9 protein-coding genes and 3 tRNA genes are annotated in these 11,873 nt (G+C 62.5%); 8 read left to right on the top strand and 4 right to left on the bottom strand.

Translation table 11 applies throughout. The annotated features are described in order from the left end of the window. Positions 1 to 150 precede the first annotated feature (150 nt). From ACTJK4_RS14670 to ACTJK4_RS14640, 7 genes are all read left to right on the top strand, one after another. Complete coding sequence (locus tag ACTJK4_RS14670) at positions 151 to 1,524, top strand: sigma-54 dependent transcriptional regulator (protein ID WP_232042488.1); 1,374 nt, start codon at positions 151 to 153, stop codon at positions 1,522 to 1,524. Between the two features lie 1,160 nt (positions 1,525 to 2,684). Then, positions 2,685 to 3,353 (top strand): LuxR C-terminal-related transcriptional regulator, encoded by a 669-nt coding sequence (locus ACTJK4_RS14665; protein ID WP_009238433.1) that lies wholly within the window; start codon positions 2,685 to 2,687, stop codon positions 3,351 to 3,353. 63 nt (positions 3,354 to 3,416) lie between these two features. Continuing rightward, positions 3,417 to 4,283 (top strand): zinc-dependent peptidase, encoded by an 867-nt coding sequence (locus ACTJK4_RS14660; protein ID WP_440818253.1) that lies wholly within the window; start codon positions 3,417 to 3,419, stop codon positions 4,281 to 4,283. After that, a complete protein-coding gene (locus ACTJK4_RS14655; RefSeq protein ID WP_440818252.1) occupies positions 4,280 to 4,837 on the top strand; it encodes a hypothetical protein in 558 nt (185 codons plus the stop codon). The genes ACTJK4_RS14660 and ACTJK4_RS14655 overlap by 4 nt, the downstream gene beginning before the upstream one ends. A 203-nt stretch (positions 4,838 to 5,040) precedes the next feature. Beyond that, complete coding sequence (locus ACTJK4_RS14650) at positions 5,041 to 5,301, top strand: type B 50S ribosomal protein L31 (protein ID WP_004626237.1); 261 nt, start codon at positions 5,041 to 5,043, stop codon at positions 5,299 to 5,301. Between the two features lie 185 nt (positions 5,302 to 5,486). After that, the gene (locus ACTJK4_RS14645; protein WP_260802666.1) at positions 5,487 to 7,277 is read left to right on the top strand and encodes an ArnT family glycosyltransferase; all 1,791 of its coding nucleotides are present in this window, start codon (positions 5,487 to 5,489) and stop codon (positions 7,275 to 7,277) included. Positions 7,278 to 7,294: 17 nt separating this feature from the next. Next, entirely contained in the window at positions 7,295 to 8,641 is a 1,347-nt protein-coding gene (locus ACTJK4_RS14640) for an MATE family efflux transporter (RefSeq protein WP_316868795.1), read from the top strand. Positions 8,642 to 8,745: 104 nt separating this feature from the next. Here ACTJK4_RS14640 and ACTJK4_RS14635 read toward each other — a convergent pair. From ACTJK4_RS14635 to gltX, 4 genes are all read right to left on the bottom strand, one after another. After that, a tRNA-Asp gene (locus ACTJK4_RS14635) sits at positions 8,746 to 8,822 on the bottom strand. A 64-nt stretch (positions 8,823 to 8,886) separates the two neighbouring features. After that, positions 8,887 to 8,962, bottom strand: a tRNA-Glu gene (locus ACTJK4_RS14630). A 119-nt stretch (positions 8,963 to 9,081) separates the two neighbouring features. Then, a tRNA-Ala gene (locus ACTJK4_RS14625) sits at positions 9,082 to 9,157 on the bottom strand. 126 nt (positions 9,158 to 9,283) lie between these two features. Next, positions 9,284 to 10,681, bottom strand: coding sequence for a glutamate--tRNA ligase (gltX, locus tag ACTJK4_RS14620; protein ID WP_232042483.1), 1,398 nt, complete (start codon positions 10,679 to 10,681; stop codon positions 9,284 to 9,286). Between the two features lie 205 nt (positions 10,682 to 10,886). Here gltX and ACTJK4_RS14615 point away from each other — a divergent pair, with 205 nt between their 5' ends. Continuing rightward, entirely contained in the window at positions 10,887 to 11,843 is a 957-nt protein-coding gene (locus ACTJK4_RS14615) for a patatin-like phospholipase family protein (RefSeq protein ID WP_260802668.1), read from the top strand. Positions 11,844 to 11,873: the final 30 nt, after the last annotated feature.

Raw genomic sequence — 11,873 nt, 5'->3', positions numbered from 1 at the left:
TTGCATTACAGCGCGGGCGCGCAAGCGTTTGCCACCATCGTCCTTAAACGTCATCGCAAAAGAGAAACTCGGCAACCATACTGCAAGCCTGCCCTGGCTGAGCCGCCTCGGCAAAGAACGAACCACACCAAGAATCGAACGGGGGAAACCATGCGCGAAGAGTCGCTGGAATGTACTGCTGCGTGCCGAACCGTCGTAGTGGCGTCGCGCGCAGGGATGGGGGAGATCGACGAGACGATTCTGGGTGCAGAGTGGCACGTGCGGCGCGTAACGTCGATGCGTGAACTGGGTTGCGCCATTCGCGACGGCGTTCCCATGGCCGGGTTGGTCGATTTCAGCAGCGCGTTCTCCGCTGCGGAGTTGGATTTGCTCGAGCGCTGCATGCAGGTCTCGCATGTAGGCTGGGTGGCCGCCCTACCGCCCGCCATGCTGAACCACGAACGCGTGCGCCAACTCGTGCGCGACTACTGCGTGGACTACGTGCAGATGCCGCTGCGTATGGATGAAGCCGCGTATTCGCTGCGTCACGCCTGGGGCATGGCCTCGCTCGCACAAGAAGTCACGCCGGCGCCCAAGGCGAATCACGCTCGCATGCTGGGCGAGTGCCCCGCCATGCACAGCCTGTTCCGCGCCATCCGCAAGGTCGCGCAGAACAGTGCGCCAGCCTTCATTGCGGGCGAGTCGGGCACCGGCAAAGAGCTGACAGCGCAGGCCATTCACGAAGCGTCCTCGCGCGCAGGCGGGCCGTTCATCGCCATCAACTGCGGAGCGATTCCGCCGCACCTGATCCAGTCCGAATTGTTCGGCTACGAAAAAGGCGCATTTACCGGCGCGCATCAACGTCATATCGGCTGGGTCGAGCATGCCAATGGCGGCACGCTATTCCTCGATGAAATCGGCGACCTGCCGCTCGAGAGCCAAGTCAGCCTACTGCGGTTCCTGCAGCAAGGCACGATCACGCGGCTGGGCGGGCACCAGGCGATCCCGCTGGACATCCGCATCATCTCGGCGACACACGTGGATCTGGAGGCAGCCCAACACCACGGCGGATTCCGCACCGACCTGTTCCATCGACTGTGCGTGCTGACCCTGTCGGTGCCGCCGCTGCGCGAGCGCGGCAGCGACATCGTGCTGCTGGCCGAACACATCCTGGCCCAGCACGCGAGCGAAGCCTCGCACCGCATCCGCGGGTTCACGCCCTGCGCGTTGCACGCGATGATGCATTACCCGTGGCCGGGCAACGTACGCGAACTCATCAACCGCGTGCGCCGCGCGCTGGTGATGACCGACAACCGCAAGATCTCCGCCGCTGACCTGCATCTCGAAGGCTACGCATCCGTGTCGGGCCAGACGCTGGAAGAAGCGCGCGAAGGCGCCGAGTCGGACGCCATCCGTACGGCCATCGCGCGCAACGGCTTCCACATGGGCATGACGGCGCGCGAATTGGCGGTGTCCCGAGTCACGCTGTACCGGCTGATGCAAAAGCACGGCATTCGCGCAGAGCATCCGCTGCATACGGCCTGAGCGTCGTCCGTCTCATCGGTTTCATGCGATCGGGGGCGTAGCGTTAGCGCTGCGCTCCTGAGGGGCATTGAGGGCAAGAACGAAAAATGACCGACCTGGCACTGCCTGCTTCCCCCAACCGGATTCATCCAGCATTTGGTTCAGTGCATTCAATTCAGTTGCCGGCAACGGAGTCAATCGGCGGTGCCAGCGCCGCAAACGCGGCCAGGTTGGTGTGCATCGGGATCTAGCTCCAGGATGGCTATTAAGAAAAGAGTGCCCGCCGGGGGACGGAGCACGAAACCGTTGAAGAGCCGCTACGCCGGCCTGTTCGGCGCACGTTGCGAAAGCGCCACATTTTTGGTGCACCCAAGGCTGCGCAACCAACGACAACCTGTGCCAAGAGACTGTTGCGGCGCCGGCAATCTGACACGGTAAGCGGCACATACCGCAAAGCACCCCACTTCCGGGGGGATTGCGAAAGCCCCTTCGCCGTTGGATTGTTAAGCCACGCATGCGACGTACTCAGTTCGCCGTCCGTGAGTGCGGACACGACAGAACCGGTGGATGGATCGAATGCGCGGGTGGGAATGAGACCGAATGCGAGTCGCGCCGGCAACGTATCGGCGAGAACGCTTCGAAGGGCGATCAGCGGTGTAACTGGACGCCGCGCGACGAAATCGCCGTCTAATGCAAGCGCAGGCACCATGACGATCATGGCCGTGCGATTTGCGACCACTCCGGTCTTCTCGACCGTCCACCCGAACGGCAAACGTCGAGCACAGCGCTGCGCGATTGTCGGCATGGCTCGCTCCTCCCCGACGGATATAGAGCGACATCCATGCCATGATGGCTAACGCCTTGTTTTAACGGGATATTTTCCACACGGAGAACCGCGCGCCCCTGCATGGCATGCGCTTTTTGTGTCGCGACTGAAACAGCAGTCGCCACAAAAACCGCGGTTATCGGGCGCAGGTGCTGCGGTGGTCGAATTGCGCGCCCTGGCAAACGCTGGGCTACAGTACCCAGGACGCCGCAAGGAGGGTCCCGAGGCATGGCCGTGGCGGCTGTCATTTTTGACTTCCGCCACTAAAATGATTCGGAACGGGGGTCTGCTCCGGCCTGTATCTCGCCTGGGCGACAAGGATGTTCGCAAGATCGGTAACAGGTCGAGAACAACGATGAACACTGTTTTGATCGAAGCCCATCCGTTGGTGCGTACAGGCATTGCGCACCTGCTACGGACGCTCAAGGGCGTCACTGGCGTCACGGTTGTCGAACCGGACGAAGGGATGTTCGACGCCATCGAAACCAATGCCGACGCCGGACTGCTTGTGATCGGCCTGCCCTTGCCACATCTCGACGAGTTGTCGGCCATCGGCGAAATCATGCATCGGCCCCATGCGCGCCACGTGGTCGTGCTGGCGGAATCCGAATCGCCCGACATCATCCGTACGCTCATGCAGATGGGATTGTCAGGCTACACGCTCAAGCATTCGCCGGGCGAAGTCATCGCGGCTTCGCTGGAGCTCGTTCTGGTGGGTGGTCAGTACATTCCGGCCAGCGCGCTGCTGCCGGAATCACGCCTGGACGGCGCACCCAACCCGGCGCTTGCAGGCGACCCGCAGACCGATCCGAAGCTGCTCGGCATCACGCCGCGGCAGTACGAGATTCTGGTGCTGCTCTCGCGCGGGCATCCGGTCAAGACCATCAGCCGCATGCTGAACATCTCCGAGGCGACAGCCAAGGCGCATATCAGCACGCTGTATCGGCGCCTGAAAGTCCGCAGCCGCACCGAGGCCGTGTACGTCGCCAATCAGCGCGGTGCACGACTCCTGTCAGTCGCCTGATTCCCCGACAAGGGCGCAAGCGCGCGTCGCAAAGCTGCAGGCGCCGGCCGATATACTGGACGCATGCTTTCGTCTGTCCTCCGGTGGTTCTCCGGCCGCGCACGCACGCGGCGGCTGAACCGTTACGCCATCTCCGACGCGCTGTGGTCACGCGCGCTCGATAGCCTGCCCTTCCTGGTCGACTGGTCTGACGCAGACCTCGCACGCCTGCGTGAAAAGGCCACGCTCTTCATCGCCGAAAAGGAATTCACCACCGCGCACGATTTGCCGCTCACCGACGACATGGTGATCAGCGTTGCCGTGCAGGCCAGCGTGCCGATCCTTGAGTTGGGCATGTCGTGGTACGGCGGATGGCACGGGGTGGTCATCTACCCCGGAGAGTTCGTCATCCGCAAGGAGGTCATGGACGAAGACGGCGTCGTGCACAACGTGCGTGAAGAAGCCGCCGGTGAGGCATGGGAGCACGGCCCGGTCATCCTCTCGTGGCAGGACATCGAACTGGGGGGCGCACTGGCCGCGCCAGGCGCGCAGCCATACAACGTGGTCGTGCACGAGTTTGCACACAAGCTCGACATGCTCAACGGCGAATCGGACGGCGTCCCGGCGTTTTCATCGCGGCTGCATGCCGATGTTGACAGCGAGCAATGGGCCGATGAACTCTATGCCGAGTACGACGCCTTCGCCAATCGTTGCGACCAGATTCCCGAGCGCCGGTGGGGCGACGACCCGATCCTTTCATTGCTCGACCCCTATGGCGCACAGCATCCGGCCGAGTTCTTTGCGGTAGCGTCGGAAGTGTTCTTCGTTGAACCGGTGGCTTTGTTTGAGACGCTGCCCTCGTTGTACGCGCTCCTGCAAGACTTCTACCTGCAAGATCCGGCACGGCGCGTGCTGGACGCTGAGCAACGCCAGGAGGGTTTCCTGCCATGACGATTCGCCAAGCGCTTCGCACAACGCTGCTCGGTTGTTGTCTCGCTGCCGGCACAGCGTGGGCACAGCCAGCCGTGCCCGTAATCCTCAGCGTCACCGCCCAATTCGATGGGCAATCAGAAACCAAACGCGTCACGCTTTCGGCCGACACATCCACCACGGGCGAGCACATCGCACTGCTCGAACGTACCCACACGTACGACGTGGGCGGCTCGATGCCCAGGAAAGAATGGGAGGCGCGCTTCGCCGCCGGCCTGCCCGATGACACAATCCCGCTCGGCTGCGACACCACTACCTGCCAATTCATGCGCCACCGCTGGGCCAAGACCGGCGTGGACGTCACCCTGCGGCCGATGGGAGCGTCGGGCGAGTTCCAGACGCTGTCCATCGGTGTAACGCTGCATCGGTTCCAGCCGTCGCCCGACACCGAGGCCCCTGCACGCGTCGACACCTTGGCGCGCAACCTCGACACCTCGTTGCGCGTCGGCGACACCAGGACCGTGGATCTGGACGGCCACGGCGTGCTCACCATCGAGCGTCTGGCCAAACCTTGATCGAAATAGGCTCCTAAAGTCACTTTCCGATGCGCCGGCACGACGGATTTTGCGGCTGGCGCGTTGCTCAAGCCTTTGTTTCTCTGGCATAATCCTCGTTTCTCCACCCGGCAAGTGATTCGAGGGCTGGTCGCACGGTGGCTCCTACCATGTGAGCACCTGAAGCGCGCCGCGAATTGGCTACCTCTACCCCAGGGCCCATCATGAAAGAAGGCATTCACCCGAATTACCGCGAAGTCGTGTTCCAGGACATGTCCAGCGACTTCAAGTTCATCACCCGCTCGACCATCCAGACCAAGGAAATGATCACGCTGGACGGCAAGGAATATCCGCTGGCAAAGATCGAAGTCTCGTCCGAATCGCACCCGTTCTACACGGGCCAGCAAAAGGTTCTGGACACGGCAGGCCGCGTCGAAAAGTTCCGCAACAAGTTCGGCAGCAAGATCGGCAAGGCTGCCAAGTAATACCGGCGCCGGAGACGGCTCAGCGCATGACCCGCTCAGTGCAGACCGTCTTAGTGGTCAGAAAAAGGCAGCTCCGGCTGCCTTTTTTGTTTTTCGGCACATGTTAGGCCGTTGATTCGGCCCCTCTCTTTACGATCAGCACGTCGCTGTGCAACCCCGGCCGGGCTCGCCCGGTCTGACACTCGATGAACACCACCCGCGTCTCGCGCATCCGCCTGACTGCCGCCGCCACCCGTGAGTTGCCGCGTTGGCTGCTGCTCGCCATCTGCGTGATCTACGGCCTGTCGGGCCTGTTTTCGCGCGACCCGTGGAAGAACGAAGACGCCGCCGGCTTCGGCGCGATGTGGACGCTGGCCACCGGCAACGCGCAAGACTGGCTGATGCCAAACATCGTCGGGCGCCCTGTCGTGCAATCGGGGCCGCTGGTGTTCTGGATCGGCGGGGCGTTCATTCGCCTCTTCGGACAATGGCTCGGCCCCGCGGATGCGTCGCGCCTGGCGACCGCCCTCTTCTTCTTCGTCACCAGCGCGTGCATCTGGTATGGCGCCTATCTGCTGGGTCGTCGCGCGGAAGTCCAACCGTTTGAATTCGTCTTTGGTGGCCAGCCCAACACGCGCGACTACGGCCGTACGCTGGCAGATGGCGCACTACTGATCTTCCTCGCCTGCGTAGGCCTCGCGCAGCGCGGTCACGAAACGACACCGCTGGTTGGGGCGCTCTGCTTCGTGGCGGTCGCGGTGTATGGCTTGATCCGAGCGCTGGACAAGCCGGTGCACGGCAGTCTCATCTACGGCATCGGCATCGGTTGCCTGTCGCTGGCGGGCGGCCCAATCCTGCCCCTGACAATCACGGTGGCCGTATTGATCGCCGCGCATGCCACGCGCGTGCTGCCGCTGCGCGCACTGCTCACAGTGGCACTGCCCGTGTCGCTCGTACTGGGATGCTCGTGGCCGGCGATGGCGTACTTGCTGGCAAATAATCCGACTGACGCCGTGACCTACGTTCGCGAATGGGCACGCTTCGATCGCCACCAATACGCTGGCCCGACGGCGCATTCGCTCGGCTTTGTCGCGCGCAACCTGCCATTGTTCGCCTGGCCGGTCTGGCCGCTGGCCGCATGGGCGTGGAAGAGCTGGGGCGGCATGCGCACCGCTCCGCATATCACGTTGCCCTTGGCCGTCCTGCTGCCGCAGTTGGTGCTGCTGCTCATGCAGCCCCACCCGGGCGACGACGGCTTCCTGCTGCTGATTCCACCGATGGCGGTGATGGCCACGTTCGCGCTGCCGACACTCAAGCGTGGCGCCATCAGCGCAATCGACTGGTTTGCGCTGCTGGCCTTCACCATTCTGGGTGGCACCCTCTGGCTGCTGTGGATCGCCAAGATGACGGGCTTTCCGCCTCAGCTTGCGCGCAACGTGTACCGCATCGTGCCGGGCTATCGCCCCGAGTTCAGCTGGACCGCACTGGTCTGCGCACTGCTCGTGACCGCGGCGTGGGTGCTGATCGTCGTCTGGCGTACATCACGCGCACCAAAGGCCATCTGGCGCGCAGTGGTGATCTCGGCCGCCGGCACCACGCTAATGTGGGTGCTGATGATGACGCTGTGGCTACCCACCATCAATTACGCCAAGACATATCGCGATGTCGCGCAGTCGGCCGCCCTCGCACTGCCGCGCACCTACACGTGCGTGCAGCCGATCCGTATGGGCGATGCGCAGCTCGCCTCATTTGCGTACTTCGGCCACATCCGTTTTGGCAGCGCCGAAGACAACTGCGACATCCTGCTGCGTCATGATCCGTACGACTACGGCGCACCGACGAGCGTCTCCAACTACGAGTGGCGCCTGATCTGGGAAGGCCGCCGCCCAGCCGATCGCGATGAGCACTTCCGCATGTACCGCCTGACTGAGGCCGCGGCCGCCAAACATCCGCCGCCCACCCCGGCAACCACACGCCGACGCAAGCTGCGCCAGTAAGGTTTCCGTAGCCCCTCATGTTTGTCGCCGACGTCCGCCGCATTACCGAACTGGCTTGGCCGGTACTGATCGGCCAGTTGGCTGTCATCGCCTTCGGCGTACTGGACACGGCGATGGCTGGCCGCGCCTCTGCAGCAGACCTCGCGGCCATCGGCCTCGGCGGTTCGATCTACGTGACGGTGTACATCAGCCTGATGGGCGTGCTGCAAGCGCTCTCGCCCATCGCAGGACAACTCTACGGCGCGCAAAGGCACAGCGAGATCGGCGAAGAAGTGCGCCAGGCCGCCTGGCTCGGACTGGTGCTCGCCGCGATCGGTATGCTGATCCTCTGGTTCCCCGCCCCACTACTGCACCTGGCGGACGCCACGCCAGAACTCACTGAGAAAGCCACCGCCTATTTGCGGTATGAAGCGCTCGCGTTGCCTGCGGCACTCGGCTTCCGGATCTACTCTGCGTTGAACAACGCGCTGTCGCGCCCGGTGATGGTGACGGTACTGCAGCTCGCAGGCCTCGCCATCAAGTTTCCTCTCAACGCACTATTTCTGTACGGCGGCATGGGCTTCCCGGCGATGGGCGGCCCAGGCTGCGCACTTGCCTCGATGATCATCAGCTGGCTATGGTTCGTCGCAGCGGTCATCATCCTGATGCGCAATCCGGCATATAAGCCGTTCGCGATTTTCACGCACTACTCGCCCCCTAACCGCGCGCGGCTGTGGGCGCTGGTACACCTGGGCGTGCCAATGGGTTTCACCTACCTGATCGAGATCACGTCGTTCACGTTGATGGCGATCTTCATCGCGCGCCTTGGCACGGTGGTCCTGGCCGGGCATCAGATTGCCGCCAACCTTGGAGCGGTTGCGTATATGGTGCCCCTATCGCTATCGATCGCGACGTCCACGCTGGCCGCGCAATCCATTGGGGCCCGCGATCGCGTAGCAGCACGGCGCATCTCACTGAATGGCATCAAGCTGGCGGTGATGTGTGCGGTCATCGTTGGCGCGGCCGTGCTGTTCTTGCGGCGGGAGCTGGTCAGCCTATACACGCACGATGCCGCCGTCCTGGCGATTGCGGTGCCGCTGCTGCCTTTCATCGCCTTCTATCAGATGTTCGATGCGCTCCAGGTCATGACGGCGTTCATTCTGCGCGCATACAAAATCGCGCTCATCCCCACTGTGATCTATGCGCTATCGCTGTGGGGCGTAGGGATTGGCGGCGGTTATGTGCTTGGATTTGGGCTGTTGGGGGACATTGCTGCGGCACTGCGCGGCGCAGCCGGTTTCTGGGCCGCCAATGGGCTCAGTTTGCTGGTGGCTGGCGCGCTGCTGGTCAGCTATTTCAATCGCGTGAGCCGCGCTGCCAATTAAAGCGAGCCATTCACACTCACTTTAAAGCAGCATCAATCTTGATTAGCGTGGCTTGAATTGAAAGCGCAAAAGAAAAAACCCGCTGCAAGCAGCGGGTTTTGATTTGGCGGAGCGGACGGGACTCGAACCCGCGACCCCCGGCGTGACAGGCCGGTATTCTAACCGACTGAACTACCGCTCCGTGTCGGTTGCAAAATCAGCTAGAGACTGATTTTGCTAATGAGCTTCTGGTTAAGCTCTTGTTTTGGCGTCCCCTAGGGGATTCGAACCCCTGTACTCACCGTGAAAGGGTGATGTCCTAGGCCTCTAGACGAAGGGGACAGAAACTGTTTTGCAACGCTTTCTGTCTTACGCTGCGAAGTCCGCTACTATAACGAACTTTTTTGCGTTTTGGAAGCCTCTTTTCAAATTATTTTTTTGAATCGAATCTTCCGGCATTTTGGTGGAGCTAAGCGGGATCGAACCGCTGACCTCTTGCATGCCATGCAAGCGCTCTCCCAGCTGAGCTATAGCCCCGAGGTACTGTCTTTTACTGCTTGCTTCTTACTGCATTTCGCTTCGTGTTGCAGCGAAAACAAGAGTATAGGGGAAGTATTTAGCGCTTGGCAATACCCTTTCGCAAAATTTTTTGCGTCGTGCTCGTCACGCCGCCAGACGACGCAGAACAACGTCGCGGCCGAACAGTTCCAGCACGGCATCAATCGACGGCGTTTGCAGTTGCCCGGCCACCAGCAAGCGCACCGGCATCGCCAGCTTCGGCATCTTCCAGCCGTGTGCGGCGAGCACTTCCTTGAAGGCTGCACCAATCGCTTCGCGCTTCCACTCAGGCAGCGCGCCGAGCTTCTCAGCCAGCGCTGCGATGCCAGGGCGTACGTCGTCGGTGAGGTGCTGCGCGGCCAGCTCCGGTTCGACAGCCAGATCGGTGCGATAGAACAGCAGCGCCGTCTGGGCGACTTCACGCAACGTGTTGGCACGGTCCTTCACGAGAGCGATCACGTCAGCCAGGACGGGGCCACCATCCACCTTGCCACCCAGCTCTTCGATGAACGGCTTCACCAAATCAGCCAGGCGCGCATTGTCGGCCTGCTTGATATAGTGGTTGTTCAGCCAGGCGAGCTTCTCAGGGTTGTATTGCGCGGGCGACTTGCCCAGGTGCTCGAGATCGAACCATTCGATGAACTGCTCGCGCGAGAAGATCTCGGCATCGCCGTGCGCCCAGCCCAGGCGGGCAAGGTAGTTGACGATGGCCTCGGGCAGATAGCCCGCGTCACGGTAGCCCGTGACGGCCATGGCACCGTGCCGCTTGCTCATCTTCTCACCCTGCTCGTTGAGCACGGTCGGCAAGTGGGCGTAGACCGGCGGCGTGCCACCAAGCGCGCGCAGGATGTTGATCTGGCGGGGCGTGTTGTTGACGTGGTCGTCTCCGCGGATCACATGCGTGATCTGCATATCCATGTCGTCAACGACCACGCAGAAGTTGTACGTCGGCGTGCCGTCCGGGCGCGCGATCACGAGATCATCGAGCTCGTCGTTGGAGATTTCGATGCGGCCCTTCACCGCATCGTCCCAAACGACGCTACCGCCGATGGGATTCTTGAAACGGATCACAGGCTGCACGCCGGCCGGCGGCGTGGGCAAGACCTTGCCGGGCATGGGGCGCCAGGTGCCGTCGTAGCGGGGCTTCTCGCCGCGCTCGCGTTGCGCTTCGCGCAGGGCGTCAAGCTCTTCGGTGCTCATGTAGCACGGATAAGCCAGTTCCTGCTGCACCATCTGCGCGACCACGGCGCGGTAACGGTCCATGCGCTGCATCTGGTAGAACGGGCCTTCATCGATGTCCATGTCCAGCCATGCCATCGCCTCCAGGATCACGTCGACGGCTTCCTGGCTGGAACGCTCCACATCGGTGTCTTCGATGCGCAGGATGAAGTCTCCCTTCATCTTGCGCGCGAAAGCCCACGGATAGAGTGCCGAGCGGATGTTGCCGAGATGGATGAAGCCCGTGGGGCTTGGGGCGAAACGAGTGCGGACGCGCTGTGTCATAGGAATGGCTGAACGAATAAGGCCGCATGGTCGGACCGCGAGCGCGGATCCTGAGCGGCCTCTATCAAAACCGAAATTATAGCAACCGTGCCACGCATATCCGGCCGACCTGTCGCTGAACTTTGGCACAATGGCGGCCGGCCGCAGTGCGCTCGGTTACGACTGAACATCACTGCGCGGCATATCAAACCGCCCCAACCTCCTCATGCAACGCCGCCTCTTCCTGGGCGCCGCCGGCGCCTCCGTCCTCTCCGCCTGCACCGTGACGGGTTTCTCATCCGGCAAAACCGAGACACCTGCCACTCCCGCCACGGCCGTGCTGCCGCCTACGGCGCAGCCGGCCACACAGCCCGTGCGAATCGGATTGGCTCTAGGCGGCGGTGCCGCGCGCGGTTTTGCGCACATCGGGGTCATCAAGATGCTGGAAGCCCAGGGCGTTCAGATCGACTTCATCACCGGCACAAGTGCGGGTAGCGTGGTAGCGGCGATCTACGCGTCCGGCATGTCAGGACTGGAAATGAACCGCATGGCGCTCAAGATGGACGAAGCCATGATCGCCGACTGGGCTCTGCCGTTCGGCACGCGCTTCGGCGGCTGGCTCAAGGGCGAGGCGCTGGAGAAGTACATCAACCGGCTGGTCAAGCAGAAGACCATCGAGCAGATGCATATTCCGCTGGGCATCGTGGCGACGGACCTGGCGAGCGGCAAGCCAATCCTGTTCCGGCGCGGCAATACCGGTCAGGCGGTGCGTGCCTCGTGCAGCATCCCAGGCGTGTTCCAGCCGGTAACGATCAGCGGCCGCCAATACGTCGACGGGGGACTGGTGGCGCCCGTGCCCGTGACGTACGTCAAGCAGATGGGCGCAACGTTCGTGATTGCAGTGAATATCTCGGCAGACCCGTCCAACCAGGCGGTATCGGGGCAAGCGAGCATGCTGCTGCAGACGACGGCCATCATGGGTCAGAGCATCAACAAGACCGAGCTGGCCCAGGCGGACGTGGTGATCACACCATCGCTGCCGTTTGTTAAGGGCAGCGACTTCACCGCGCGCAACGAGGCGATTCTGGCAGGCGAGCAGGCCGCCCAGGCCGCCATGCCGCTGCTGCGGGAGAAGCTGCATCTGACGCAGACCATCGTCGGCACCCCGCTGCCACCCCGCTGATGCCCCTTCAGCAGGCAACAAAAAAGACCG

The organism is Ralstonia sp. 22111 (assembly GCF_052045895.1).
GTDB lineage: Bacteria > Pseudomonadota > Gammaproteobacteria > Burkholderiales > Burkholderiaceae > Ralstonia > Ralstonia wenshanensis.
The sequence above is the reverse complement of the archived record's forward strand: the minus strand, read 5'-3'. Positions and strand labels throughout refer to the sequence as shown.

Coding starts and splice junctions, on each gene's coding strand:
- ACTJK4_RS14655 (WP_440818252.1), top strand. CDS start 4,280: ATGACGATTCGCCAAGCGCTTCGCACAACGCTGCTCGGTTGTTGTCTC.
- ACTJK4_RS14615 (WP_260802668.1), top strand. CDS start 10,887: ATGCAACGCCGCCTCTTCCTGGGCGCCGCCGGCGCCTCCGTCCTCTCC.
- ACTJK4_RS14665 (WP_009238433.1), top strand. CDS start 2,685: ATGAACACTGTTTTGATCGAAGCCCATCCGTTGGTGCGTACAGGCATT.
- ACTJK4_RS14660 (WP_440818253.1), top strand. CDS start 3,417: ATGCTTTCGTCTGTCCTCCGGTGGTTCTCCGGCCGCGCACGCACGCGG.
- ACTJK4_RS14670 (WP_232042488.1), top strand. CDS start 151: ATGCGCGAAGAGTCGCTGGAATGTACTGCTGCGTGCCGAACCGTCGTA.
- gltX (WP_232042483.1), bottom strand. CDS start 10,681: ATGACACAGCGCGTCCGCACTCGTTTCGCCCCAAGCCCCACGGGCTTC.
- ACTJK4_RS14645 (WP_260802666.1), top strand. CDS start 5,487: ATGAACACCACCCGCGTCTCGCGCATCCGCCTGACTGCCGCCGCCACC.
- ACTJK4_RS14650 (WP_004626237.1), top strand. CDS start 5,041: ATGAAAGAAGGCATTCACCCGAATTACCGCGAAGTCGTGTTCCAGGAC.
- ACTJK4_RS14640 (WP_316868795.1), top strand. CDS start 7,295: ATGTTTGTCGCCGACGTCCGCCGCATTACCGAACTGGCTTGGCCGGTA.